The following is a 26,368-nucleotide window of genomic DNA, read 5'->3' as shown; positions in this document are numbered from 1 at the left end:
GTGGATCATCCCGCTCAGCGCCCCTGCGATGGATGCCGAGCCGGAACCCGGATCGCCGGCGTCTGTGGCAGGACCTGGACGAGGTCGATCCCGCCTTGGGCGGCGATCAGCCGGGCGTATTCCGGCCGGCCTCCTCGAACCACGCCAGAGGGGCCGCGGACCCGGCTCCCCATGAGATGAGAACGCCCAAGAGGTGAAGCCCCGCTCACAGGCCCAGAAGGAAACGGATGTGCGGGTCGTCCCGCCGCGTGTGGAGCGCGGGAACCGCCAGGAGGACGGCGAGCGCTCGGCACCAGGCCAGCAGGCGGTCGCGGGAGAGCCCGGGAACCAGGGCCGCCAGCTCCTCGATCCGCCGCTGGAGCTCTTCCAGGCAGACGGCGCCTTCCAGCACCCAGTCCACCGCGTCGAAATCGGGGTCGCCCCAGGCCGGACGCGGGTCGATCGCCACCAGACGGGACGCGGGACCCGAGAGCACGTTGGCGGTGTGAAGGTCACCGTGCACCAGGGACACCGGGCCGCTGCCCGCCAGACGCAGAGCCGACTTTCTGGCCCGCTCGACGGCCGGCGGGGGCAGCAGGTCGTCCATGCCGAGGGCGTGCAGCCTCCGGGCCGTCAACTCGAAGAGGAACCCGACACGATCCGACAGCGGACGCAGCACCGAGCGCGGCCGCACGGGCAAAGGCGGGTGACGCAGATCCCGCAGCAGCGCGGCCGCCTGCGACGGCCGCCACGCCAGGCGCCGCGCGGGGACCCCCGGTGCCACGTCCTGCAGCAGCAGCGCGCCCGAATCCACGTCCTGCGCCTGCAGGCGGACCACCGACGGCCGTCCCGCCCAAGCTTGCAAGGCCTCGGCTTCTTCCCCGGCGATCACGGGATCCGGAGTGAGTTTCAACCACACCGGTGCTCGGCCATCACGCCGCATGCAGCGGAACACCCGCGAGGTGCCGCCCCCGCCCGACCCGATGACCTCCAGACCCCAGCGGTCCGTGAGCGCCTTCACCAAAGCGGGCAGTTCCTCACACCAGGAGAGCACCTCGGGCCCGAACCGCACGACGAGCCGCTCACGCTCCCCCGGCGAGACGAAGACCGCTTCCCCTTCTTCGAAAGTCATCCCCGCATCCTGCCTCCCCGCCGGAGAGGACCGCCCGCGATTTCACGCCGTTTCCGCGGACCTCCCGCTCAGGACGAGCCGATCGCCGCTGCCACCGCGGCCGGGGAGGCGGCCAGCAGCGGCAGCCGCACATCGGGGGTGGGGATGGCGCCCCGCGCGTGCAGCACCGCCTTGACCACCGTGGGGTTCGGTTCCGTGAACAGCCGGAGCGACAGCCGCGCCAGGCGGTGTCCGAGGGCGCGCGCCCCGGACACGTCGCCGGCCCGCCACGCGGTGATGAGCCGCGCGAAGTCGGCTGTGGCGACCAGCGCCGAGGCCAGGACGCCGCCGTGCGCGCCGAGCGCCAGCATCGGCGAGATGTACGGATCGTCGCCGCCGAGGATCGCGAACCCGCGAGGCGGATCGGCCAGCAGCTCGATGGTGTCGTCGTTGATCCCGCCGGGTGAGGACTTCACTCCGGCGACGCCGGGGATCGCCGCGAGCCTCCGCAGCGCCCCTGCCGACAGGTACTGGCCCGTGCGGTACGGAATGTCGTAGACGACGAGGGGCACCGGGCTCAGCTCGGCCAGATGCGCGAAGTGCGCGACGACGCCCTCCTCACCGGGGCGGACGAACGGGGGCACCACGCTCAGCGCGGCGACGACCTCCGGGTGCCCGCCCAGCCGCCGCAGCTCCCCGGCCGTGGCGGCGCCCACCACGAGCGGCGCCGACCGCTCCCGGCAGACCCGGGCCGCCACCTCGATCACGGCCCGCTTCTCCGCGTCCGTGAGCGAGCCGGGCTCCCCCGTGGTGCCGAGCGCGACCAGGCCCGTCGCGCCGTCGGCGAGCAGCCGCCGGGCGAGCAGCTCCAGGGCGTCCAGGGCCACCTCGCCGGAGGCCTCGAACGGAGTGATCAATGGGACGTAGAGACCGTCGAGTGTCATGGAACCATCGTCGCGGGACCGAATGTGAAGATCCAGTTCCGATTCATGAAGCGATACGTAAGCTGAGCTCATGCTTGATGTCCGCCGCCTGCGGCTGCTCCGCGATCTGGCCAGGCTCGGCACCATCGCCGCAGTGGCCCAGGCCCACACCTACACGCCGTCGGCCGTGTCCCAGCAGCTCTCGGCCCTGCAACGCGAGGCAGGGGTGGCGCTGCTGGAGCGGACCGGCCGCGGAGTCGCCCTCACCCCGGCGGGCGTCGCACTGGTCGAGCACACCGAGACCGTGCTCGCCGCACTGGAGGCGGCCTCGGCAGCCCTCGCCGCAGCCCGGACCGGCCTGAGCGGGACCGTGCACATCGGAGCGTTCCCGACCGCCGTGCACACCCTGCTGCCTGCGGCGCTGGTCTCGCTGGGCCGTGACCACCCGGGACTCGACCTGATGGTCACCGAACTGGACCCGGCCGCGGCCCCCGAAGCGCTGCGGGAACGGCGGCTCGACGTGGCGCTGCTGCACGACTACGACCTGGCGCCCGTCGAACCCGACCCCACGCTCGACTCGACGCCCCTGCTGGAGGAGACGGTCTTCCTCGCGGTCCCCGCCACAGCGGACGCCGCAGCGCCCGCGGACCCGGTCGGCGGGTTCCGGGACGCGGACTGGATCGCGGCCTCACCGGGCACCCTCTGCCGCACCGTGGCCGTACGCGCCTGCCAGGCCGCGGGATTCACACCGCGGATACGCCACCATGTGGACGACTTCACCGCCGTGCTGACCCTGGTCGCGGCCGGCCAGGGCGTCGCCCTGGTACCGCAACTCGGCACCGGCCGACTCCCCGACGGCGTACGCCTCGTGCCGCTGCCGACACGACGCAGAACCAAGATCGCCTACCGTCGCGGAGCCGGCGAGCACCCCGCCGTCGCCGCATGCGTCCGCGCCCTCCGCGCCGCGACCGAGGACCACCTGCCGAAGACCCGGACCGGCGGCCCGCCGGGTTCCCACTGAGCCCGGCCACGAGCCCGGTGGCAAGCGCGGAGAATCCAGAGAACCTATCCCTGACCTGCGTCTTCTCTAAGGTCTGTTTCAAAGTTGCTGAAGCAGTCCGGCGCCCGGTGGTGTCTGTCCGATGCGCGTCCTACGGGCGGATGAGGACTTTGAGGGCCTCGCGCCGGTCCATGGCGCGGTAGCCGTCGGGGATCTCCTCCAGGCTGATGGTGCGGTCGAAGACCTTGCCGGGTTGGACCGTGCCGTCCAGGATGGCGGGCATCAGCTCCTCGATGTAGGCGCGGACCGGGGCGGGGCCGCCGGTCAGGGTGATGTTGGGGCCGAACAGGCTGGAGAAGCCGACCGGCGCGTCGCTGTACTGCGGCACCCCGACCCGGGAGATCACCCCGCCGGGGCGGACCACGCCGACGGCCTGTTCGTAGGCGGGCATGTGGCCGACCGCCTCCAGCACCTTGCGAGCGCCGTGGCCGCCGGTCAGCTCGCGGACCTTCTCGATCCCCTCCTCACCGCGCTCGGCGACCACGTCGGTGGCGCCGAACTCCACACCCAGATCCGTGCGGTCCTCATGCCGCCCCATCAGCACGATCCGCTCGGCGCCCAACTGCCGGGCCGACAGCACCGCCAGCAGCCCGACCGCGCCGTCCCCGATCACCACGACCGAATCGCCCGGGACGACGTTCGCGCGCCTGGCGGCGTGGTAGCCCGTCCCGTACACGTCCGACAGCGTCAGCAGCCCGGGAAGGAGTTCCGAGTCCTCGCCGACGGGCGCCTTGACCAGCGTCCCGTCCGCCAGCGGAACCCGGACCGCCTCGGCCTGGCCGCCGCCGGTCCCGCCCGCCGCCCAGAACCCGCCGTGCAGGCAGGACGTCTGCAGCCCCTCCCGGCAGAACTCGCACGTGCCGTCCGACCACGCGAACGGCGCGATCACCAGATCGCCCCTCCTCACGGTCGACACCTCCGAGCCGGTCTCCTCCACGACACCGATGAACTCATGCCCCATGGGCGTCCCCTCGGCCGAGGCCGGCATCGAGTGGTAGGGGTGCAGGTCCGATCCGCAGATGCAGGCGGCCACCACCCGCACCAGGGCGTCCGTCGGCTCCTGGACCACCGGGTCGGGGACCGTGTCGATCCGCACGTCCCCCGCGCCGTACATGAACGTTGCTCGCATATCGCCAATCCTCCGCAATCGCCGCTGGTCAGGGCCCTACCCAGCCGATCCGGCCATGACCGCGGATCCCGGAATCAGGTGGTCTGGGTGCAGCCCAGATTGCGCATGGCGTGGGCGAGGGCGTCGGGGTCGGGTGGGGGCGGGAGGGGGCCGGGCCGGGGGGCGGCGAAGGCCTGAAGCATGTAAGCGACGAGGCGGGGAGCTGTCCGGCGACACCGCCTGGTCCTTCGACGAATTCGCCGCCACCGCCCAAGACCTCCTTCCTGGCGTCGATGCTGACCTCAACGACACACCTACGACCCCACATCAGAACGGCCAGTAGCCATAAGCCGGCCTTCGTCAGTGGCTGCCGGACAGCTCCCCGCTGAGGGTGCCGTGCATCTTGGCGCTGGGCGGGTTGAGGCCGACGATCTCGACGGTCTTGCCGCGCTGGGCGTACTTGGTCTCGATGGCGTCCAGGGACGCGACGGTCGAGGCGTCCCAGATATGGGCGTCGGTCAGATCGATGGCGACGTGCTCGGCGTCGCCGGTGTAGTCGAAGCGGGTGACGAGGTCGTTGCTGGAGGCGAAGAACAGCTCGCCGGTGACGGCGTAGACGACACGTCCGCCGTCGGGGTCGGCCACCGAGGTGACGTCGACCAGGTGCGCCACACGCTTGGCGAAGATCACCATCGCGGTCAGCGAGCCGACGATCACACCGATGGCCAGATTGTGGGTGGCGACCACGATGGCGACGGTGACGGCCATGACGGTCAGTTCCCCGGCGGGCATGCGCTTCAAGGTCTTGGGCGCGATGGAGTGCCAGTCGAACGTGGCGACCGACACCATGACCATGACGGCGACGAGGGCGGCCATGGGGATGTCGGAGACGATCGGACCGAAGGCGATGCACAACACCATCAGGAAGATTCCGGCCAGGAAGGTCGACAGGCGGGTGCGGGCGCCGGAGACCTTCACGTTGATCATGGTCTGGCCGATCATGGCGCAGCCGCCCATCCCGCCGAAGAACCCGGTGACGATGTTGGCCACGCCCTGGCCGATGGACTCGCGGGTCTTGCTGGAACGGGTGTCGGTGATGTCGTCGACGAGCTTGGCCGTCATGAGCGACTCCATCAGCCCGACCAACGCCATGGCGAACGCGTAGGGAGCGATGATCTTCAGGGTGTCGAGGGTGAACGGCACGTCCGGCAGGCCGGGGGCCGGCAGGGCCGAGGGCAGCTCTCCCTTGTCGCCGACGGTCGGGACCGCGATCCCGGCGCCGATCGTGATGGCGGTGAGGACGACGATCGACACCAGCGGCGCGGGCACCACCGTGGTGACCTTCGGGAAGAACACCATGAGCAGCAGGCCGCCCGCGATGAGCGGATAGACCGGCCACGGCACGCCGCTCATCTCGGGGACCTGCGCCATGAAGATGAGGATGGCCAGGGAGTTGACGAAGCCGACCATCACCGAGCGGGGGATGAACCGCATCAGCTTGGCCACCCCCACCGCGCCCAGCGCGATCTGGAAGACGCCGGCGAGGATGACCGCGGCGACGAGGTAGCCGAGGCCGTGCTCGTGGTTGAGGGGGGCGATGACCAGGGCGATCGCACCGGTGGCCGCCGAGATCATCGCCCGCCGCCCGCCGACGACGGCGATGACGACGGCCATGGTGAAGGAGGCGAACAGCCCGACCGCGGGGTCTACTCCGGCGATGATCGAGAACGAGATCGCCTCGGGGATCAGCGCGAGCGCGACCACCAGACCGGCCAGCACCTCGGTGCGCCACACCTTCGGATCGGACAGCCAGTCGGGCTTCAGGCCGCGCAGGCGCGCGGCCGGGGACAGAGCGGAAGCAGAAGAGGACAAAGGAGAAGAAGACCTGTCGTGTTCAGGCACCCGCGGCCAGGGCGGGTGCGGAAGACGTCCGGGGACGCCGGTGGGCACCCCGAGGGAGGAGGGCGGCTCCGCCGGTGGGGGCCGCGTCAGGGAGGGGCGGAGGAGCCCGGTGGCCACGCCGAGCGCGGCCAGGGCCTCAACCGGGGGTGGGGTGCCACGGCGGGATCGGAAACCCGCACGCGTTTCCGCCACCGCAGACTCTACCCTAACGTTAGGGTAGAGTCTGTGGGCGGCCCCAGGAGGAGCCGGAGCAGGGCACGGCCGGAGCAAGGAAGGGACGAGGGCGTTGGACGGCGGGCACATGCAGATCGGCGAGGTCGCCGCGCGCACGGAGCTGTCCTTGCGCACCATCCGGCACTACGAGGAGACCGGTCTGGTCGTCCCCTCCGCCCGCTCCCAGGGCGGCTTCCGCCTCTACACCGAACGCGACGTGGAACGGCTGATGGTCATCCGTCGCATGAAACCGCTCGGGTTCACCCTGGAGCAGATGCGCGACCTGCTGGAGGCCACCGACCGCCTCGACTCCGGCGAGGACGTGACGGACGCCGACCGGGCGGAGCTGCTGGAGCGCGTGCGCGGCTACGAGCAGGCCACCTACCGGCGCGTGGAAGAGTTGCGGGTGCAGCTGGATCGAGCCGAGGACTTCGCCGCCACCCTGCGCGCCCGCCTGGAGCAGGCCGCCCCCGCAACCCACGCCTGAACCACCCGGCCCGCGGTTCCCCGAAGCCGGTCGATCAGACGTCGAAGAGTACATCCAGGGCGGTCATGGCGATAAAAGCTACCGGCCACACCCTGCTATGACTGGGAAATGGACTTCTTCTGCACGGCCGCCCTCCTGCGCGCCCCCTCCCCCGAGGCCGCCTGCTCGATCCTGACGGACGGCCGCTACGGTTCGATCGACGTCCACCGCTGGACGCCCGGCGGCCGCCCGGCGCCCCGACCAGCGCCGAACGACCCCGAAACCACTACCGGCCGATCCGCGGGAACGGACTGACCTCCTCCAACTCATACGCCAACTCCAGCAGGGTCCGCTCACCACCGCGCGCCGCCGAAAGCTGGACCGAGCCCGGCAGCCCGTTGGAGAAAAGACCGTGCGGAACGGAGATACCAGGGCCACCGCCGATGTTGTTGATCGGCGTGAACCCCACGTAGTCGACGAGCTTGGCGAAGGTCTCCTCGAACGGCTGGTCCGGAGCCAACTCACCCAGCAGCGGCGCCGGATGCGACAACACCGGACTCAACAGCACATCCACCTCCGCGAAATGCGCGTCGTACAGCGCCGTCGCACCACGCAGCCGCCGCACCGCCGGCACGACCGCCCAGGGCGCCCGCCGGACCATCCCCGCCAGCCCCTTGGTGAACGGATCCAGATCACGGGGACGGAACGCGCTGCCGTGCCCCGCCTTGGACGCCGCCGACAACACCACCGCGAACAAAGCCCAATAAAGCTTGAAATCCTCCACGAACCGCGCGTCCAGATCCAACCGGACCTCACGCACCTCATGACCCAGCCCCGCCAGCGCCTTGACCGCCGAATCCAGCACCGCACCGGTCTCCTGATGCACCGGACGACCCAGCACGTCGTACCGGACCACCCCGATCCGCCGCCGCCCACCCGGACCCTCCACCAGCCCGACCGGACGCAACGCCCTGTTCAACCGGTACTGCTCAGCCGCCGCCAAATAATGCGCCGTATCCCGAACCGTCCGGCTCAACACCCCCTCCGACACCAGATTGACCGGCAAACTCCGCGCCCCCGGCTGATCCAGCAGCCGACAACGCGTCGTCTTCAACCCCACCAGCCCGTTCACCGCCGCCGGAATACGGATTGAACCACCACCATCATTGCCGTGCGCGATCGGCACCACCCCCGAAGCGACCAGCGCACCCGCACCACCCGAAGACGCACCCGCCGAATACGCGGTGTTCCACGGATTGCGCGTCGGAGGACGCCCCACATACTCGGTGCTCGCGGTCAACCCGAACTCCGGCATCGTCGACTTGCCCAGCAGCACGAACCCCTGAGCCAGGAACTGCGCAGCCGGCGGCCCCGTCCTCTTCGCCGGACGAGGATCGAACGCCGCCGACCCGTGACACGTCGGAAGCCCCACCACATCGGTGTTGTCCTTCACGAACGACGGAACCCCCGAGAACACCCCGCCCGGCGCGCGCCCCGCGACCCGCCTGGCCCTCTCGAAACAGTCCGCCTGCACCGCGTTGAGATCCCCGTTGACCCGCTCCGCCCGCGCGATCGCCGCCTCGACGACCTCCTCACGGCCCACACCACCCGACCGGATCTCCGCGGCCAACCCCACCGCGTCCAAATCCCCGAGCGCATCGTCGGTAAAAGAATGAACGGTCCGTCCAGTACTCATGAAATCCCATGCCTCCGCTGATACTTCCTCAAAGCAGGCCGAGCGACCCACTCCAGAACCGGCCGCGCCCGGCGCACCAACGCCGGGAAGAGCATCGCCGTCTTCACCAGCCACCCATCCGACGCCGGCAGATTCGTCTCCAACCGGGGCCTGCGCAACCGCCCCACGACCACCTCCGCGACCGCACCCGCCTCCATCGGCCGCCCCAGGAAATTCAGCGGAGAACCACCCGTCGCCGCCTCATGCCGCAACATCGGGGTATCGACCGCACTGGGATTGACGATGCTGACCCCAACCCCCGTCTCCTTCTCCCGCATGGCCAGCCCCAGCAGAAAGCCCCGCAGACCGAACTTCGACGCGCTGTAACCCGGACTCTGCGCCAACGGAAGCAGCGCCCCCAACGACACCACGGAGACCACCTGCCCCCTCGCCTCCTGCAACAGCGGAAACAACGCCCTCGTGAGCAACATGGGTGCCTGAAGATTGAGCTGCTGCTCCCTCAGAAGCTCCTGCGCCGTGGCCTCCTCGAACGGCGTCGTCACAACGATCCCGGCGTTGTTCACCAAAACGTCACAGCGCCCGGCACCCTCCTTGACGACGGACGCCACCAAGTCATACGACGCCAGATCCGTCAGATCACACCGCACCGCGGTCACCGCCTCCGGCAACCGCGCCAGCCCTTCTTCGTCCACATCGACCGCGAAGACCCGAAACCCGCGCTCGACCAGCCTCAAGCAGACCGCCGCGCCGATCGACCCCGCCGCCCCCGTGACCACCGCGACCTTCAACGCCCCGCCCCATCCACCAGAAGGCCGTCGAACATGCCCGGCGTCAGCCCCCGCCAGCCCATCCGCCCACGCACCCGCGCCAGATACCCGCGGAACGCCTTGGCATCGACATACGAACGATGCCGCGCCGAATCCACGAAACGAATGCCTCCGCCCAACTCCGGCTCGTCCCGCTCGATCATCTCCTCGAACCGGGCGGCACGACCGGGATCGTGCTCCTGGTCATGGAGGTACTGCGCGACCAGATCGCTGACGTGGTCGAACAGCGTGTACGCACTGGAGTTCACCTCCAGATACCCGACACCGAACAGATTGCGGTGCTCACGGTTGAAAGCGGTCAGATAAAGCTCCGGCCGACCATCCCGCCACCGAAAGTACTTCTCAGGAACATACGGAATGGACCAGTCGTACCCGGTGGCGTACAGCACCAGGTCGACCTCCTCGCTCGTACCGTCGGTGAAACACACCCGAGGCCCATCGAACCGGGCCACATCAGCCTTGACCGCCACGTCACCATGCCGCAGATGGTGAACGAGCTGATCATTGAGCAGCGGATGCGACTCGAACAACCGATGGTCGGGCTTCGGCAGGCCCAACCGGGTCAGATCACCCTGCAGCAACCGCAGCAGCACCTTGAAGACCGGCTGCTCCAGCTTCAGCGGCAACTGCGGACCGCTCTCGGCGAACTCGTCGGTCGGAACACCGAACAAATGCTTGGGAATGACGTGGTAGCCGCGCCGGACGCTGACGAACGCGGCGTCGGCGTTGGCAGCCGCGTCGCACGCGATGTCGGCGCCCGAGTTGCCCAGGCCGACGATGAGAACCCGTTTGCCGCGGAACTCGGCCGGCTCGCGATAGGTCACCGAATGCCGGATCTCACCGGTGAAATCGCCTTCGTGGCGGGGAACGCGGGGCGTCCAGGTGACGCCGGTCGCGCACACCACGGCCCGGTACGGATGCCTGCTCCCATCGCCGAGCTCGACCGTCCACCCGTCGCCGTCCTTCTCGACGCGGGTGACGGCCGTGCCGAAGCGGATGTGCTCGCGCAGGCCGTACGCCTCCGCGAACCCGCGGGTGTAGGCGAGGATCCGCCGGTGACCGGGGTAGTCCGGATAGGACTCCGGCATCGGGAAGCCGAAGAAACCCGACGTCCGTCGGGACGAGATGAAGTGCGCCGACTCGTACATCGGGGTGCCCGGATTGTCGAGGTCCCAGACACCTCCGACGTCGGTGTGGCGCTCGTACTGGTCGTAGGCGACGCCCAGCCGTCTCAGCGCCCGCGCCGTCGACAGTCCCGCGGGACCCGCGCCGATCACGCACACCCGGTCAGCAGTCCCGGTCATCGTGCTCCTTTCCTCTGACCGCATTGAACCGGTCCGAGGTGGTTCATCGGAAGAGCCGAACCCCCTCAACATGAGAAGATCTCGCGAATCCACTTCTTGGTTGTTGAGTCTTCAGTCCTTTGAGGAGAAGGAAGTGGGTGCAACCCACCCGGGGCCTTTACGTAGTAAGGTAAGACCGGAACACCGATGAGAAGACCGCGAGACACCGATGACTACAGGGCGCTCTTGACCGCTTCGTGCGCCGCCTGGCGCATCCGGACGTGCAGCGCGGCGTTCAACTCCCGGTCCGTCCGCGCCTCCACGATCCGCAGGCCCTCGCCCGCCAGCGCCCGGCCCAGCCCCGACGCCGACTCCAGCCGCTTGTACGGGATCCCGTGCGCCGCCGCGATGTGCGCCAGCTCCACCTGGTGCGGCGTCCCGAAGACCCGCTCGAACGAACCCCGCAACGACGCCTGCGGCAACAGCGAGAAGATCCCCCCGCCGTCGTTGTTGACGACCACCAGCGCCAGATCCGCAACCGCCTCCGTGGGACCCGTCATCAACCCGTTCTGGTCGTGCAGGAACGCCAGGTCCCCCAGCAGCGCGTACGAGCGCCCGCTGTGCCCCAGCGCCATCCCCATCGCCGTCGACACCAGCCCGTCGATCCCCGACGCACCCCGGTTCGCCATGATCCGCAGACCCCGGCGCGGCCGCATCGTCTGGTCCAGGTCCCGCACCGGCATCGACGCCGAGGCGAACAGCAGCGACCCGCCGGGAAGCACGGCCGCCAGATCCCGCGCCAGCCGCGGCTCGGTCACCTCGTCGCCCTCGTCCAGCACCAGGTCCACCGCCGCCGAGGCCGCCTGGTCGGCCGCCTTCCAGGACTTCAGCCACCCGTCGTCCCCCGACACGACCGGGATCTCCACCTCCTGGGCGACCTGCGTGGCCGAACGCACCGGGTCGGGCCAGCGCGCCAGCGTCGGGCTCACCACGATGTGCTGCTGCGCCCGACTCAGCATCCCCAGCAGCGGCTTGGACAGCCCCGGCTTGCCGAGCGTCACCACGACCTCCGGCTGGTGCCGCTCCACGAACTCCTGGACCCCCAGCAGGAAGTGGTACGACGACATCGCGTTGTCGCCGTAACGGCCGTTGCCGATCGGCTCCGAGAGCACCGGCCACCCGGCCATCGACGCCGCCGCCACATACCGTTTGACGTTCGCGGCCCCGTCCCCCACGACCAGCACACCCCGCCGCGTCGCCGGAACCCGCAGAGCCGTCCCCGGCATCGACGCCCGGACCTTCGTCCACGGCCCGCCCTCGGGATCCCCCTCCAGCGGCTCGCACCACGGCTCGTCGCCGCCCGGGATGAGCGGCTCGCGGAACGCCACGTTCAGATGCACCGGCCCCGGATCCGGGGTCAGCGACGCCGCGTACGCGCGGCCGGCCATCGACCGCCAGTAGGCGACCATGCCCGGCCGCTCCTCCGGTGTTCCCACCTCGCACGTCCAGCGGACCGCCGAACCGTACAGCTTCACCTGGTCGATCGTCTGGTTGGCGCCGGTCCCCCGCAGCTCCGGAGGACGGTCGGCGGTCAGTACCAGCAGCGGCACCCCCGTCTCCGATGCCTCGATCACCGCCGGGTGGAAGTTCGCCGCGGCCGTCCCCGACGTGCACACCAGCACCACCGGACGCCCCGTGCGCTTGGCCAGGCCCAACGCCAGGAACGACGCGGACCGCTCGTCGACGCGCACGTGCAGCCGGACCCGCCCGGACCGCTCGGCCGCCTCCAGCGCCAACGCCAGCGGAGCCGACCTCGACCCCGGCGCCAGCACGGCGTCCGTCATCCCGCCGCACAACAGCTCATCCACCAGCACCGTCGCCAGCGCGGTCGCCGGATTCATGCACTCCCCGCTTCTTCAGCTCGCCGCCGCCACGCCCCGGGATCCACCTCGAAACGTGCCAGCTCCTCTTCCCTCACCCGGGGACGACGCACCGCGATGCACCCGTCCTCCACCACCAGAGGATCGGCGACCACATCGCCTTCCAGCAGCTGCAGCGTCGCCAGCCCGCACGCGTACGGCAGGTCCGGCAGCGCGGCGGCCAGCGCCAGGCCCGCGGCCAGGCCCACCGAGGTCTCCACCGCGCTGGACACCACGACCGGCAGGCCGATCTCCTCGGCGATCCTCAGCGCCGGGCGGACCCCGCCCAGCGGCTGGACCTTCAGCACCGCGACGTCGGCGGCCTCGGCGTCACGGACCCTGTAGGGGTCCTCGGCCCGGCGGATCGACTCGTCCGCCGCCACCGGGACCTCCACGCGCCGGCGCACCAACGCCAGCTCCTCCACCGTCGCGCACGGCTGCTCGACGTACTCCAGATCGAACCCGTCCAGCAGCCGGATCATCCGTACGGCGTGCTCGACGTCCCATCCGCCGTTCACATCGATCCGCACCCGGCCGCCGGGCCCGATGGCGTCCCGGACCGCCTCGACGCGCGCCAGGTCGTCGGCGTCACTCTGACCGCGCTCGGCGACCTTCACCTTCGCCGTCCGGCAGCCGCCGGCCTTCACGATCCGGTGCGCCTGCTCCGGCCCCACCGCGGGGACCGTCACGTTCACCGGAATCCGGTCCCGCAGCGGCGCGGGCCAGCCCTCGAACGCGGCCTCGCGGGCCGCGGCCAGCCAGCGTGCGGCCTCCGCGGGGCCGTACTCGGCGAACGGCGAGAACTCCCCCCACCCCGCCGGTCCCCGGACGAGCGCGCCGTCCCTGCGCGTCAGCCCCCGGAACCGGGTCCGCATCGGGATGGAGAACGCCCGCATCAGCTGTACCAGGGGTAGGGCGACCAGTCGGGGTCGCGCTTCTCCAGGAACTGGTCACGGCCTTCGGCCGCCTCGGCGGTGCCGTAGGCCAGCCGCGTGGCCTCGCCCGCGAACACCTGCTGGCCCACCAGGCCGTCGTCGATGAGGTTGAAGGAGAACTTCAGCATGCGCTGGGCCGTCGGCGACTTGCCGTTGATCTTCGCCGCCCACTCCAGGGCGGTGTTCTCCAACTCCTCGTGCGGCACCACCGCGTTGACCATGCCCATGCGGTGAGCGTCCTCGGCCGAGTAGGTGTCGCCCAGGAAGAAGATCTCCCTCGCGAACTTCTGGCCGACCTGGCGGGCCAGGTACGCCGAGCCGAAGCCGCCGTCGAAGCTGGCCACGTCCGCGTCGGTCTGCTTGAACCTCGCGTGCTCGCGGGAGGCGATCGTCAGATCGCAGACCACGTGCAGGCTGTGCCCGCCGCCCGCGGCCCATCCCGGCACCACGCAGATGACGATCTTGCCCATGAAGCGGATCAGCCGCTGCACCTCCAGGATGTGCAGCCGGCCCGCCCGCGCCGGGTCGATGCCCTCGGCGGTCTCGGTCTCGGAGTACTTGTAGCCGTCCTTGCCGCGGATGCGCTGGTCGCCTCCGGAGCAGAACGACCACTTGCCGTCCTTGGGAGAGGGGCCGTTGCCGGTGAGCAGGATGACGCCGACGTCGCCGGTCAGGCGCGCGTGGTCGAGAGCACGGTACAGCTCGTCCACCGTGTGGGGGCGGAAAGCGTTGAGCACCTCGGGACGGTTGAAGGCGATGCGGACCGTGCCCTGGTCCACCGCCCGGTGGTAGGTGATGTCGGTGAAGTCGAAACCTTCGACTTCCTTCCACCTGTTCGCGTCGAAAAGCTGGGAGACCATGCGCCCTATTCAATCGCCTCCGAGGGCCGTCTTCTGCCACGGGTAGGCTGATCAAGCCATGAGATCCGTTCACGCCGCCGTCCTGCCGCCCGGCCCCCGCCTGCTGGAGGCGCTCTCCGCGGCTCTGGACGGCACGGGGCCCGCCTTGTTCCCCCTCTCCCCCGGCCTGCCCGACACCGCGCTGAAACGGCTTCTGGAGGCCGCGCGGCCGGACGCCCTGCTGGACGAGCACGGCCTGCACCCGCTGCCGGGCGGCCTGCCCACCGAGGCCGCGGTGCTGATCGCCACCTCGGGCTCCACCGGCACCCCCAAGATCGTCGAGCTTCCGGCCGCCGCCCTGGTCGCCTCGGCCCGCGCCACCCTCGAGCGGGTCGGGCACCCGGACGCGCCGTGGCTGTGCTGCCTGCCCACCGGCCACATCGCCGGGATCCAGGTCCTGGTGCGGGCGCTGACGGCCGGGACCGAGCCGGTGATCCATCCGGGGTTCGAGCTCCAGGCGGCCGCCCGCGCCGGAGGGGTGCACGTCTCGCTCGTCCCCACCCAGCTCGGCCGGCTGCTGGACGCCGGAGCCGACCTGGCGGGGTACGCCTCGATCCTGCTGGGCGGCGCGGCGGCCCCCACCGCGCTGCTGGAGCGGGCCCGCGCCCGGGGCGCGCGGATCTTCACCACCTACGGCATGAGCGAGACCAGCGGCGGCTGCGTCTACGACGGCCTGCCGCTGGAGGGCGTGCGGGTCTCCCTGGGCGGGGACGGCAGGATCCGGCTGGCCGGTCCCGTCCTGTTCTCCGGATACCGGCACGAGCCCGCCCGCACCGGCGAGTGGTTCGTCACCAACGATCTCGGGGCCTTCGACGAGCGGGGCCTGCTGCGGGTGCGCGGCCGGGCCGACGATGTGATCAACACCGGCGGGGAGAAGGTCGTCGCGGGTGAGGTCGCCGAGCTGATCTCGCGTCACCCGGCGGTCCGGGACGTGGTGGTCGTGGGCCGCGACGATCCCGAGTGGGGCCAGCGTGTGACGGCCGTCGTCGTCGCCGACGCGCCTCTCTCCCTGCGGGAGGTGCGGGAGTGGGTGCGCGCCGAGCTGCCGGCTCCCGCAGCTCCCAGGGAGCTGGAACTGCGGGAGGCCTTGCCGCTGCTGCCCTCGGGCAAGCCGGACCGGGAGCGGTTGCGGATGTCGTCGCGGCCCGGGACCTTTACAAAGTAAGTCTAGTTGTGAGCTAGAACGCCGCCAACGAGGTGAACCTCCCGGCCCTCCCGCACGTCTTCCCAGTGTCAGACGCCGTCAGGAGCGGCCCTGGCCGTCCGAAACCCCTCCCCGCCACAGGCCTGCGCCCGACGGGGAGGGCGGCGCCCCCGCCCAGCTCGGACCGGAGATCGAGGGCCGGGAGTTCCGCTACTCGGGAACATTCTGGACATGTCTCTTCGTTTCGGATAGTGCGCATTAAATGGCTCAGCATGGCCATCTGCCAGTCTTCAGAAGGGAGGGCCGGTCCCCATGCCCCGCAAGCCCGCAGCGAACTCGCCCATCGAACAGGGCGGCAAGCACCTCGACGACCTGCTGGCGCTGGGCCGTTCCCGTGGCACCCTCTCCCTCGCCGAAGTCCGTGAGGCGTTCGAGGAGGCCGGGATCACCCCCGCCCAAGGACGTTCCCTGATCAAGCAGCTCACCGAGCACGGCGTCAGCCTCGCCGACACCGCCCAGGCCCCCTCGCGGACGCGCAAGTCCCCCGCCGGTAAGGCCACCGCGGCCACCGACAAGAAGGCCGGCACCTCCAACGCCTCCGCCGAGCAGACCAGGGCCACCGCGCAGGCCGAGCCCGCCGCCCCCCAGGAGCCCGCGGGGCGGGCCACCGTCGTGCAGACGGCGCCCGACAAGATCGCGCTGGACGACGACGACACCGGTTTCGACCCCGCCGCCGTCGAGGAGGAGGTCGAAGAGGTCAGCACCCGCGACCTCGACGACAACAGCTCGGTGATGGGCGACTCCGTCCACACCTACCTCAAGGCCATCGGCCGCCGCCAGCTGCTCACCGCCGAGCAGGAGGTCGACCTCTCCAAGCGCATCGAGGCCGGCCTGTACGCCGAGTACAAGCTGGAGAACGAGCCGGACCTGCCCGCCGACTTCCGCGAGGAGCTGGAGTGGCTGGTCGAGGACGGCCACCGCGCCAAGGCCCACATGCTCGAAGCCAACCTCCGCCTGGTCGTCTCCGTGGCCAAGAAGTACTCCGACCGCGGCCTGTCCCTGCTGGACGTCGTCCAGGAGGGCAACCTCGGCCTGATCCGCGCCGTGGAGAAGTTCGACTACTCCAAGGGCTACAAGTTCTCCACCTACGCCATGTGGTGGATCCGCCAGGCCATCCAGCGCGGCTTCGCCGACTCCGCCCGCACCATCCGGCTGCCCGTCCACGTCCTGGAGATGCTCAGCAAGCTCAGCCGCATCGAACGCGACATGCACCAGAAGCTCGGCCGCGAACCCACTCCCGAGGAACTCGCCGTCGAGATGGGCAAGAGCCCAGAGCAGGTCAGGGAGCTGCTGCGCACCAGCCGCCAGCCGATCAGCCTGGACTCCACCATCGGCGAGGACGGCGAGACCCGCATCGGCGACCTCATCGAGGACACCGACAGCCCCGAGGCCTCCGAACTGGTCGACCGCCAGCTCATGGCCGACCAGCTGCGCCGGGCCCTGTCGGTGCTCTCGCCCCGCGAAGCCAAGATCATGGCGATGCGGTTCGGGCTCTACGACGGCACCCCGCGCACCCTGGACGAGATCGGCAAGCACCTCGGCCTGACCCGCGAGCGCATCCGCCAGCTGGAGAAGGAGTCGCTGTCCAAGCTGCGCCACCCCAGCAACGCCCAGCCCCTGCTGGACTTCGCCGTCTGATCCGAAAGATCCGACGCTTGAGGGCCGCCGTCACCGGGCATGAGGGGGGCATCCCCACCATCCCGGAGTGTTGATGGCGACCCTCACCGTCTCCGCAGAACTCACCGCTCCCCCGGAGGGCCTGTGGCGCCTCCTGCAGCGGTTCGACGCCTATCCCGAGTGGCTGGCCGTCCACGACTCCTTTCCCGAACCCCCGGAGGCACCGCCCCGGACGGGCGGCACCTTCGTCCAGTGCGTCACCATCCTGGGCATGGCCGGCGAACTCCACTGGACGTTCGAGGACGTGCGGCCCGGCCGCCTCGTCGTCATGAACACCCCCCTCACCGCCAACGCCCGGCTGAGGACGGTCCTGCGGCTCGAGCCGCAGGGCACCGGAACCCTCGTGACCTGCCGGTACGAGGTGACCGGCGGACGCGCCGCGGGCGTACTGGTGCGGGTCGCCGGAGCCGAGGCCCGCAAACAGACCAGGGCGGCCCTGGCGTCACTCGACCGGCTCGCCCTGAGGGAACGCCCCGGAGGGCTGGAGGCCGTCGGCTGAGCGCCGCTCAGGCCACCCCGCGGACCCCGAAACCCACCTCGTCGTACCGGCGCAGGATCAACCGCGCCAGCCCCTGGTGGGCGCCCAGCGGGCGGGACGTGAAGTCCGCCCCCGCCGCCTCCACGCGGCGCTGGAAGAACCCCGGCGCCAGCAGGTAGGACGCCACCGCCACGCTCCGCGCACCGCCGCGTCTGGCCTCGGCCACGACGTCCGCCAGGGCGGGGCCGGGGCCGGGGCCGGGGCCGCCCACGAAACCGAACGGCACCGGACGGCCCAGCGCCCGGCCCAACAGCCGCGCCGCGGCCCGCACGTCGGCGACACCCCGCGGATCGGTCGAGCCGGCGGCGCCCAGCACCACCGCGCCGGCCTCCGCCGCGTCGCCCAGCCGGTCCAGCAGTGCGCCCGTCAGCTCCGGGTGGGGGCCGAGGGGACGCGAGACCACGGCGTCCGCGCCCGCCTCGGCCAGCTGTGCGGGGATGTCCACCTGGACGTGGTAGCCGCGGCCGAGCAGCAGCGGCACCGCCACCATCGGCCTGTACCCCAGCTCCCGCACCGCCTCGGCCACCGAGGGGGCGGCCACCTCCGCGTAGGCCTCTCCGACCGCCAGCTCCGGACGGGCCGCGCGGACCAGGGACAACAGTTCCCGTATGACCCGGGTCCCGGCTGGATCACGGGTGCCGTGGGCCACCCCGAGCAGAACCGTCACGCCTCTACCTCCCCGATGCCCTGTGCTCCCTCGCGGCCCGCTAGACGCCTTCGCGGACCGGATCGCAGGCCAGCCGGTACCCGCGCTTGACGACCGTCTCGACGATGCCCGTCCGGCCCAGGCCCCGGCGCAACCGCGCCACGGCCATCTCCACCGCGTGCTCGTCGGCCTGCGGGCGCCCGTTGTCCCGGGTGGACCACGCGGACCCGGCGGCCACCACCCGGGAGGGCAGCACCCCGCACAGCTCGGCGCGCGACACCACATGGCCCGGCCGGCGCGCCAGCGCCCGCAGGATCGCCATGGGGGCGGGCGCGATCGGCTTGAGCTGGCCGTCCAGCACGACCGCGTGGCCGCGCAGCTCCAGAGCGTGGCCGCGCACATGCAGCCTGCGGGAACGGCGGACCGGAAGGTTCTCCACCAGGGCGCGCACCAGCGCCCCGATCCGGGCCCGTTCCGGCTGGACCGTCGGCACCCCGCGCTCGGTGAGCGCGAAGGCGGTGACCGGGCCGACGCACGCCGCCACCACATGGGTGCGCAGCGCCTCGACCAGCGCGTCCTCCAGCCCGTCCTCGGCGGCCACCGCCAGGGTGGCGCTCACCGCGGGAGCGCTGGTGAAGGTGATCGCGTCGACCGTCCCGGCGACGGCCTGGCCGACCAGCCTGCGCAGCGGAGTGGAGTCGTCGGTCCTGGACCAGCGGTAGACCGGCACCTCGATCACCTCCGCGCCGCGGCTCCGCAGCGCGTCGGTGAACTCCGGGAGCGGCTCGCCGTACAGCTGCACGGCGATGCGGGCGCCCTCGAGCTCGAACTCCAGGAGGTGCTTGAGCACCTCCTCGCAGCTCTCGGACTCCGGAGACCACTCCTCGTGCAGGCCCGCAGAGCGGATCGCGCCCCTGGCCTTGGGGCCCCGAGCCATGACCTTGACCTGGCCCAGGCGCTCGATGAGCGCGTCCCTCAGGCCCCATCCGTCGGCGGTCTCCAGCCAGGCGCGGAAACCGATCCCGGTGGTGATGACGACATGGTCCAGCGGACGGTTCAGGCATTCCTCGGTGGCGTGCAGCAGTTCGGCATCGTCCTGGAGCGGCACCAGCCGGATCGCCGGGGCGTGCACGACACGCGCGCCCCGGCGTTCCAGCAGAGCCGCCAGCTCCTCGTGCCGGCGGGCCGCTGTCACCCCGACGGCGAACCCCGACAAGGGTTCACTGTTGTTCAGCACACCCGCCTGAATCGTCACGTCATCACTTCCACGCGGTCGCCGTTGAGCCTGATGGAAAAGGTGGGGACGGACGTGGCCGGGTCGTCCAGGCACAGGCCCGTCGTGAGGTCGAAGACCTGCTTGTACATCGGGGACGCCACCGTCGGCACCCCGTTGCGGCTGCCGAGGATGCCCCGCGAGAGCACGTACGCGTTGCTGAACGGGTCGAGGTTCGACAGCGCGTACAACTCGCCCTCATAGGTGCGGAAGACGGCCACCTGCCGACCTCCCACCAGCGCGCATGCTCCCCGTTCGGGGAGGAGGTCGGTGTAGGAGCAGACGTCCACCCAGGTAGCGACGGCGGTCATGGTCACTTGCTGATCACCTCCAGGCTGGATCCGGCCACCAGGACCGGCTTGATCTGTTCACGCTCGACCTCGAACGAGATGCTCGGGTCGGGGGTCTCGGGGGCGTTGACGAAGGAGACGAACCGGCTCAGCAGTTCGGGGTCCTTCAGGGTGTCGTCCCATTCGTCGGAGTAGGTCTCCACGTGCCGGGCCATCGCGGCGTCGAGCTCGGCGCAGATGCCCAGCCTGTCGTCGACGATGACCTCGCGCAGGTAGTCCAGGCCGCCCTCGAGCGACTCCATCCAGACCGAGGTGCGCTGCAGCCGGTCGGCGGTCCGGATGTAGAACATCAGGAACCGGTCGATGTAGGTGATCAGCTGCTCGTCGGTCAGGTCGGTGGCGAACAGGTCGGCGTGGCGGGGCCGCATACCGCCGTTGCCCGACAGGTAGAGGTTCCAACCCTTCTCCGTGGCGATGATGCCGAAGTCCTTGGACTGGGCCTCGGCGCACTCGCGGGCGCAGCCGGAGACCGCGGACTTGAGCTTGTGCGGGGCGCGCAGGCCCCGGTAGCGCAGCTCCAGCTTGATCGCCATGCCGACGGAGTCCTGGACGCCGTAGCGGCACCAGGTGGAGCCGACGCAGGACTTCACCGTCCGCAGCGACTTGCCGTAGGCGTGGCCGGACTCGAAGCCGGCGTCCACCAGCCGCTTCCAGATCCGCGGGAGCTGCTCGACCCGGGCCCCGAACAAGTCGATGCGCTGCCCGCCCGTGATCTTGGTGTAGAGGCCGAAGTCGCGGGCGACCTCGCCGATGACGATGAGCTTGTCCGGGGTGATCTCCCCGCCGGGGATGCGCGGCACCACCGAGTAGGTGCCGTTCTTCTGCATGTTGGCCAGGAAGTGGTCATTGGTGTCCTGCAGCGCCGCCTGTTCGCCCTTCAGGACGTGCCCGTTGCCCAGGCTGGCCAGGATCGAGGCGACCGTGGGCTTGCAGATGTCGCAGCCGCGCCCGGTGCCGTGCTCGGCGATGAGCCGGCTGAACGTGGTGATCCGGCGGACCCGGATGATGTCGAACAGCTCGGCCCGCGAGTACTCGAAGTGCTCGCAGATCGCCTTGCTGACCTCGATGCCGGCCGCGGCCAGCTCGGCGTCCAGCAGCTTCTTGACCAGCGGGACGCAGCTTCCGCAGCTGGACCCGGCGCGGGTGCAGCCCTTGACCGAGGGGACGTCGCGCAGCTCGTGCTCGGCGATGTCGCAGCGGATCTTCTCGGCGGTGACGTTGTTGCACGAGCAGATCACCGTCGCGCCCGGCAGGTCGCCGCCCGCGGCCTCGGTGCCGCCGAAGAGCATCTGCTCCGGGGCTCCGGGCAGCTGCCCGCCGACATAGGCGCGCAGCGTGGAGTAGGACTCGGCGTCGCCGACCAGGACACCCCCGAGCAGTGTCCTGGCGTCGTCGCTGACGATCAGCTTCTTGTAGACGCCGGCGACGGGGTCGGTGTAGGTGACTCCGAGTGCGCCCGGCGTCCCGGCGGTGTCGGCGAAGGGATCGCCGAAGCTGGCGACGTCCACGCCCATCAGCTTGAGCTTGGTGGACAGGTCGGCGCCCTCGAACGTCGCGGAGCTGTCGCCGTTCAGCAGGTGGTCGACGACCACCTCGGCCATGGTGAAGCAGGGGCCGACCAGGCCGTAGACCATGCCGCCGATGAGCGCGCACTCGCCGATGGCGTAGATGTCGGGGTCCTCGGTGCGGCAGGCCGCGTCGACGACGATGCCGCCGCGCTCGCCGACCTTCAGGCCGCACCCGCGGGCCAGCTCGTCGCGCGGGCGGATCCCGGCGGAGAACACCACGACCTGGGAGTCGATCTCCGTGCCGTCCTGCAGGACGACCTTGGCCACCGCGCCGTCCCCGCCCGCCTCCAGGCGGGTCATCGGGGTGCCGGCGTGCACCGCCATGCCCAGGGCCTCGATGTGGCGGCGCAGCATGGCGCCGCCGCCCTCGTCCAGCTGGCGGGGCATCAGCCAGGGCGCCACCTCCACGACGCTGCTGGCCAGGCCCAGGCCCTGGATGGCGCGGGCCGCCTCCAGGCCGAGCAGGCCGCCGCCGATCACCGCGCCGCTGGTGCGGCCTTCGGCGTAGTCGCGGATCGCGTCGAGGTCGTCGATCGTGCGGTAGACGAAGACTCCGGGCAGGTCCTTGCCCTCGACCGGCGGGACGAACGGGGCCGAACCGGTGGCCAGGACGAGCGCGTCGTACTCGACGGTCCGTCCGAGCGAGGTGACGACGGTCCTGGTCTCCCGGTCGATCTCCACGGCCCGCTCTCCGGTGAGCACCGAGACCTCGGCACCGTGCGGGGGGTAGGCCAGTTCCGCGCCTTCCAGGTGGGTGGTCAGCGCGACTCTGTCGTACGCGGTGCGCGACTCCTCACCGATGACCGTGATCTTCCAGGCGCCGGCGGTGTCACGCTCGCGCAGCGCCTCGACGAGTCGGTGCGCGGCCGGGCCGTGGCCCACCACCACCAGGTTTTCAGGGGGTGCCTCTCCTCCAACTTCCATGTGCCGATATTCGGAAGAGCGCGTTTCGCGTCCGCGTCCCCTTTGTCACCCCTGTGTTAAAATACGCTCACGTCGAGACATCCCTGTTGTCATGGCGTGACCAATAAACGGACAATATGCACTTTTTTCTCCAATAAGTAAAACCCGCCGCGACTTCGAGTCACGCCGGGTTTTCGGTCCGAAAGGGTCAGACGTCCACCGACTCCTGCTCCTGGAGCCACGAGACGATGCCCTCCAGCGCGTCCCGGCAGGAACCGCAGCCCGTGCTCGCCCGGGTCGCCTCGGCCACCTCCTCGGCGGTCCTGGCCCCGTCCTGCCAGCAGGCCCGGATCCGGCCCTTGGACACGTTGTTGCAGTGGCAGACGGTCGCCGCGTCCGGCATCCGCACCGGGGTGTCGGCGCTCGCCGCCCCGCCGATCCCGCCGATCCCGCCGAACAGCAGGCTCAGCCGCTCCGACGGCAGGGCGGACGCGCGGTCGTACAGCTGTGTGAGCGTCCCCGCGGTCGAGGTGTCCCCCAGCAGGATCGCGCCGATCAGCCGGCCGTCCCTGATCACCACCTTCTTGTAGGTGCCGCGCGAGGAGTCGGCGAACCGCAGGACCTCCACGTCCTCGTCCTCGTCGCCGTGGTGGGTCTCGCCCATCGAGGCCAGCTCGATGCTCGCCGCCTTCAGCCGGGTGACCTGCTTGGCGCCGGTGAAGCGGGCGGCGGGCTCGGTCCCCGCCAGCAGGCCCGCGAGCACCTCGGCCTGCTGCCAGGCCGGGGCGACCAGCCCGTACACCTCGTCGCGGTGCTCGCAGCACTCGCCGATCGCCCGGACGTCCGGGTCGTCGACCGACCTCAGCTCGTCGTCCACCAGGATCCCGCGGCCCACGGCCAGGCCCGCGTCACGCGCCAGGGACACCTCGGGCTTCACCCCGCAGGAGAGCACCACCAGATCGGCCTCGACGAACTCACCGCCCCCGCCGGGCAGGGACAGCTCCACTCCGCACACGACCGGCCCGCCGTCCGGGCCCTCCGCCGTCCGCAGGGCGGAGACCGCGGCGTTCAGCCGGGAGCCGATCCCCAGCCCGTCCAGCGTCCGCGCCAGCACCCTGCCGCCCTCGGGGTCGAGCTGCCGCTCCATCAGATGCCCGGCCAGGTGCAGGACCGTCACCTCCAGGCCCCTGCCGACCAGGCCCCGGGCCGCCTCGATGCCCAGCAGCCCGCCGCCCACCACGACCGCCCTGCGGGCGGTGCGCGCCATCTCGATGATCTCCTGGCAGTCCTCCAGCGTCCGGAAGGCCAGGGCGCCCGAGGGCAGCCCCTCCGCCGCACTGCCCTCCCGCCCGTCGGGACCCAGCACGGGCATCGGCGGTATGAAGGCGGTGCTGCCGGTGGCCAGCACCAGGGTCTCGTAGGGGGTCACCGAGCCGTCGGAGGCCAGCACCACCCGGGCCTCCCGGTCGATCGACAGGACCGACACCCCGGCCCTGACGTCCACATCCTGCCGCTCGTACCAGGCCTCGTCGACCAGTTCGATGTGGTCGGGCCGGGTGTGCCCGGCCAGCACGTTCGACAGCAGCACCCGGTTGTAGGGCCGCTGCGGCTCGGCGCCGAAGACGGTGATCGGGACCTTCCGGTCCCTGGCTCGCAACTCGGTGACCAGACGCGATCCGGCCATCCCATTGCCGACCACGACAATGCTCATCAGACGCCTTCCAAGGGGTGGGAGTCGGGGGCGGGAGGACCGGCGGGCTCCACCCGCACCGCGCAGACCTTGAACTCCGGCATGCGGGACGTCGGATCCAGCGCGGGGTTGGTGAGCGTGTTCGCCCGGCCCTCCCCGCCCCAGTGGAACGGCATGAAAACGGTGTCGTCGCGGATGGTGTCGGTCAGCCGCGCCCGGGCGATCGACACCCCCCGCCTGCTGGAGACCCGCACCAGCGAGCCGGGCTCGACGCCCAGCCGCTCGGCCAGGTCGGGGTGCAGCTCGACGAACGACTCGGGCGAGGCCTCCACCAGCTGCCGCACCCTCCGGGTCTGGGCGCCGCTCTGGTAGTGGGCCAGCACCCGGCCGGTGGTCAGGTAGAGCGGATAGTCGGTGTCGACGTCCTCATCAGGACCGCGGTGCTCCACCGCGATGAACCTGGCCCGGCCGTCGGGCGTGGCGAACCGATCGAGGAACGGCCGCGGAGTGCCCGGGTGGTCCGGGGACGGGCAGGGCCAGAACACCCCGCCCTCCCGCTCGATGCGCTCGTAGGTGATGCCCGAGTAGTCGGCGATGCCGCCCGCGCTGGCCCTGCCGAGCTCGGCGAAGACCTCCTCCGGCTCGGTGCTCCAGGTGCCGGGCGCCCCCAGCCGGACGGCCAGCCCCCGAATGATCTCCAGGTCGGTCCGCACGCCCTCGGGCGGCGTCGTCGCCCGTCGGCGGCGCAGCACCCGCCCCTCCAGGTTGGTCATCGTCCCCGACTCCTCGGCCCACTGGGCGGTGGGCAGGACGATGTCGGCGCGCCGCGCCGTCTCCGACAGCACGAAGTCGCAGACCACCAGCAGGTCCAGCGCGTTCAGCCGCTCCTCCACGACCGACGCGCGCGGCGCGGAGACCACCGGGTTGGAACCGAACAGCAGCAGCGCCTTGGGGCCTCCCGGAGTGCCCAGAGCCGTCAGCAGCTCATAGGCGGACCGGCCGGGGCCGGGGATGATCTCGGGTGAGACCCCCCACACCTCCGCCACCAGGGCCCTGGCCTCCGGGTCGTCGATCCTGCGGTAGCCGGGGAGCTGGTCGGCCTTCTGGCCGTGCTCCCTGCCGCCCTGGCCGTTGCCCTGGCCGGTGACGCACCCGTACCCGGAGCCCTCGGTCCCCGGCAGGCCCAGGGCCAGCGCCAGGTTGATGAACGCGGTGACGGTGTCGACGCCCTGGGCCTGCTGCTCGGCCCCGCGCGCGGTCAGGATCAGGGAGCGGCCGCCCGTCGCGAGCATCCGCACCGCCTCGCGCATGTGCGCCACCGGCACCCCGGTGATGCGCTCCACCCGCTCGGGCCAGTAGGAGTTGACCGCGGTCCGCAGCCGATCGAACCCGCTGGTCCTGGCCTCGATGTAGGACTCGTCCAGCAGACCCTCGGCCAGCGCCAGGTGCAGCATGCCGTTGGCCAGCGCCAGATCGGTGCCGGGGGTCAGCTGCAGGTGCAGGTCGGCCTGCCTGGCCGTGGCCGTGCGGCGCGGGTCGGCGACGATCAGCGCGCCGCCGTTCTCCCGCATCCGGTTGAGGTGGCGCACGAACGGGGGCATCGTCTCGGCGACGTTCCCGCCGACCATCAGCACCACGTCGGCGTCGCCCACGTCGGTGATCGGGCCGGGCAGCCCGCGGTCCATGCCGAACGCCCGGTTCAGCGCGGCGGCGGCCGAGGACATGCAGAAACGCCCGTTGTAGTCGATCTGCGAGGTCCGCAGGGCGATCCTGGCGAACTTGCCGAGCTGGTAGGCCTTCTCGTTGGTCAGCCCTCCGCCGCCGAAGACCGCGACGGCGTCCGGGCCGTGGGACGCCTGCAGCGCCTTGATCCGGGAGGCGATCGCGTCGAGCGCGGTCTCCCAGGACACCGGTTCCAGCGGGGCTCCCTCGTGCACCCGCATGAGCGGGGCGGTCACCCGGTCCGGGACGTCCAGCAGCTCCCCCGCCGACCAACCCTTCTGGCAGAGGCCGCCCGCGTTGGCGGGCACGTCCTCACGCGGGGTGATCACGGTGGTCTCTGGTCCGACGGCGATCGACATGCCGCACTGCAACGCGCAGTACGGACAGTGGGTGGGTGTGGCACCCAATTCGCTTGCGGCCATGTCTCGATCGTGTTCGGGGGCCGTTTCCGGCCCGCGTCCCTTGCATGACCGCGG

At 71.0% G+C, this 26,368-nt stretch carries 22 protein-coding genes; 6 read left to right on the top strand and 16 right to left on the bottom strand.

Annotated elements, in window-relative coordinates; all coding sequences use genetic code 11:
- Positions 1–205: 205 nt before the first annotated feature.
- Together ABGB12_RS11430 and ABGB12_RS11425 are read right to left on the bottom strand one after the other, a co-directional pair.
- The gene (locus ABGB12_RS11430) at positions 206–1,111 is read right to left on the bottom strand and encodes an aminoglycoside phosphotransferase family protein (protein ID WP_347676780.1); all 906 of its coding nucleotides are present in this window, start codon (positions 1,109–1,111) and stop codon (positions 206–208) included.
- A 68-nt stretch (positions 1,112–1,179) separates the two neighbouring features.
- The gene (locus tag ABGB12_RS11425; RefSeq protein ID WP_347676778.1) at positions 1,180–2,034 is read right to left on the bottom strand and encodes a dihydrodipicolinate synthase family protein; all 855 of its coding nucleotides are present in this window, start codon (positions 2,032–2,034) and stop codon (positions 1,180–1,182) included.
- 70 nt (positions 2,035–2,104) lie between these two features.
- On the opposite strand from ABGB12_RS11425, the gene ABGB12_RS11420 reads away from it, so the two are divergent.
- The gene (locus ABGB12_RS11420) at positions 2,105–3,034 is read left to right on the top strand and encodes a LysR family transcriptional regulator (protein WP_347676776.1); all 930 of its coding nucleotides are present in this window, start codon (positions 2,105–2,107) and stop codon (positions 3,032–3,034) included.
- A gap of 130 nt (positions 3,035–3,164) precedes the next feature.
- Here the strand turns inward: ABGB12_RS11420 and ABGB12_RS11415 are convergent, their stop codons facing one another.
- Positions 3,165–4,202, bottom strand: a complete 1,038-nt coding sequence (locus ABGB12_RS11415) for an alcohol dehydrogenase catalytic domain-containing protein (RefSeq protein WP_347676774.1) — start codon at positions 4,200–4,202, stop codon at positions 3,165–3,167.
- Positions 4,203–4,541: 339 nt separating this feature from the next.
- Positions 4,542–6,014 carry a SulP family inorganic anion transporter gene (locus ABGB12_RS11410; protein WP_347677709.1) on the bottom strand — a complete coding sequence of 491 codons (1,473 nt, stop codon included), beginning with the start codon at positions 6,012–6,014 and terminating at the stop codon, positions 4,542–4,544.
- 370 nt (positions 6,015–6,384) lie between these two features.
- On the opposite strand from ABGB12_RS11410, the gene ABGB12_RS11405 reads away from it, so the two are divergent.
- Together ABGB12_RS11405 and ABGB12_RS11400 are read left to right on the top strand one after the other, a co-directional pair.
- Positions 6,385–6,783: a MerR family transcriptional regulator gene (locus tag ABGB12_RS11405; protein WP_347677708.1), complete on the top strand. Its 399-nt coding sequence runs from the start codon at positions 6,385–6,387 to the stop codon at positions 6,781–6,783.
- Positions 6,784–6,891: 108 nt separating this feature from the next.
- A complete protein-coding gene (locus ABGB12_RS11400) occupies positions 6,892–7,077 on the top strand; it encodes a hypothetical protein (RefSeq protein ID WP_347676772.1) in 186 nt (61 codons plus the stop codon).
- Here ABGB12_RS11400 and ABGB12_RS11395 read toward each other — a convergent pair.
- The 6 genes from ABGB12_RS11395 to ABGB12_RS11370 all read right to left on the bottom strand — a co-directional run bounded on the left by ABGB12_RS11395 (position 7,049) and on the right by ABGB12_RS11370 (position 14,282).
- Positions 7,049–8,458: an amidase gene (locus ABGB12_RS11395; protein WP_347676770.1), complete on the bottom strand. Its 1,410-nt coding sequence runs from the start codon at positions 8,456–8,458 to the stop codon at positions 7,049–7,051. The genes ABGB12_RS11400 and ABGB12_RS11395 overlap by 29 nt on opposite strands.
- Positions 8,455–9,246 (bottom strand): SDR family oxidoreductase, encoded by a 792-nt coding sequence (locus ABGB12_RS11390; protein WP_347676768.1) that lies wholly within the window; start codon positions 9,244–9,246, stop codon positions 8,455–8,457. Before ABGB12_RS11390 ends, ABGB12_RS11395 begins: the two co-directional genes overlap by 4 nt.
- Positions 9,243–10,589 (bottom strand): NAD(P)-binding domain-containing protein, encoded by a 1,347-nt coding sequence (locus ABGB12_RS11385; protein WP_347676766.1) that lies wholly within the window; start codon positions 10,587–10,589, stop codon positions 9,243–9,245. Before ABGB12_RS11385 ends, ABGB12_RS11390 begins: the two co-directional genes overlap by 4 nt.
- 212 nt (positions 10,590–10,801) lie before the next feature.
- Positions 10,802–12,469 carry a 2-succinyl-5-enolpyruvyl-6-hydroxy-3-cyclohexene-1-carboxylic-acid synthase gene (gene menD / locus ABGB12_RS11380; RefSeq protein WP_347676764.1) on the bottom strand — a complete coding sequence of 556 codons (1,668 nt, stop codon included), beginning with the start codon at positions 12,467–12,469 and terminating at the stop codon, positions 10,802–10,804.
- The gene (locus ABGB12_RS11375; RefSeq protein WP_347676762.1) at positions 12,466–13,383 is read right to left on the bottom strand and encodes an o-succinylbenzoate synthase; all 918 of its coding nucleotides are present in this window, start codon (positions 13,381–13,383) and stop codon (positions 12,466–12,468) included. Before ABGB12_RS11375 ends, menD begins: the two co-directional genes overlap by 4 nt.
- A complete protein-coding gene (locus ABGB12_RS11370) occupies positions 13,383–14,282 on the bottom strand; it encodes a 1,4-dihydroxy-2-naphthoyl-CoA synthase (protein WP_347676760.1) in 900 nt (299 codons plus the stop codon). The genes ABGB12_RS11375 and ABGB12_RS11370 overlap by 1 nt, the downstream gene beginning before the upstream one ends.
- Before the next feature lie 58 nt (positions 14,283–14,340).
- Between ABGB12_RS11370 and ABGB12_RS11365 the strand changes: the two genes are divergently transcribed.
- The 3 genes from ABGB12_RS11365 (at position 14,341) to ABGB12_RS11355 (ending at position 17,701) form a co-directional block, all read left to right on the top strand.
- The gene (locus ABGB12_RS11365) at positions 14,341–15,486 is read left to right on the top strand and encodes an AMP-binding protein (protein WP_347676758.1); all 1,146 of its coding nucleotides are present in this window, start codon (positions 14,341–14,343) and stop codon (positions 15,484–15,486) included.
- 291 nt (positions 15,487–15,777) lie between these two features.
- Positions 15,778–17,163, top strand: coding sequence for an RNA polymerase sigma factor (locus ABGB12_RS11360; RefSeq protein WP_347676756.1), 1,386 nt, complete (start codon positions 15,778–15,780; stop codon positions 17,161–17,163).
- A gap of 73 nt (positions 17,164–17,236) precedes the next feature.
- Entirely contained in the window at positions 17,237–17,701 is a 465-nt protein-coding gene (locus ABGB12_RS11355) for an SRPBCC family protein (RefSeq protein ID WP_347676754.1), read from the top strand.
- Positions 17,702–17,708: 7 nt separating this feature from the next.
- Here the strand turns inward: ABGB12_RS11355 and ABGB12_RS11350 are convergent, their stop codons facing one another.
- The 6 genes from ABGB12_RS11350 to ABGB12_RS11325 form a co-directional block, all read right to left on the bottom strand.
- Positions 17,709–18,407: a CbiX/SirB N-terminal domain-containing protein gene (locus tag ABGB12_RS11350; RefSeq protein WP_347676752.1), complete on the bottom strand. Its 699-nt coding sequence runs from the start codon at positions 18,405–18,407 to the stop codon at positions 17,709–17,711.
- 40 nt (positions 18,408–18,447) lie between these two features.
- The gene (locus ABGB12_RS11345) at positions 18,448–19,623 is read right to left on the bottom strand and encodes a uroporphyrinogen-III synthase (protein ID WP_347677707.1); all 1,176 of its coding nucleotides are present in this window, start codon (positions 19,621–19,623) and stop codon (positions 18,448–18,450) included.
- 14 nt (positions 19,624–19,637) lie between these two features.
- Positions 19,638–19,970: a nitrite reductase small subunit NirD gene (nirD, locus tag ABGB12_RS11340; RefSeq protein WP_347676750.1), complete on the bottom strand. Its 333-nt coding sequence runs from the start codon at positions 19,968–19,970 to the stop codon at positions 19,638–19,640.
- Positions 19,971–19,972: 2 nt separating this feature from the next.
- Complete coding sequence (nirB, locus tag ABGB12_RS11335) at positions 19,973–22,501, bottom strand: nitrite reductase large subunit NirB (protein ID WP_347676748.1); 2,529 nt, start codon at positions 22,499–22,501, stop codon at positions 19,973–19,975.
- A 187-nt stretch (positions 22,502–22,688) separates the two neighbouring features.
- Complete coding sequence (locus ABGB12_RS11330; protein ID WP_347676746.1) at positions 22,689–24,191, bottom strand: FAD-dependent oxidoreductase; 1,503 nt, start codon at positions 24,189–24,191, stop codon at positions 22,689–22,691.
- The gene (locus tag ABGB12_RS11325) at positions 24,191–26,314 is read right to left on the bottom strand and encodes a molybdopterin-dependent oxidoreductase (RefSeq protein ID WP_347676744.1); all 2,124 of its coding nucleotides are present in this window, start codon (positions 26,312–26,314) and stop codon (positions 24,191–24,193) included. The genes ABGB12_RS11330 and ABGB12_RS11325 overlap by 1 nt, the downstream gene beginning before the upstream one ends.
- Positions 26,315–26,368 lie beyond the last annotated feature (54 nt).

The sequence above is a fragment of the Actinocorallia sp. B10E7 genome (assembly GCF_039871655.1).
Taxonomy (GTDB): Bacteria; Actinomycetota; Actinomycetes; order Streptosporangiales; family Streptosporangiaceae; genus Actinocorallia.
The sequence above is the reverse complement of the archived record's forward strand: the minus strand, read 5'-3'. Positions and strand labels throughout refer to the sequence as shown.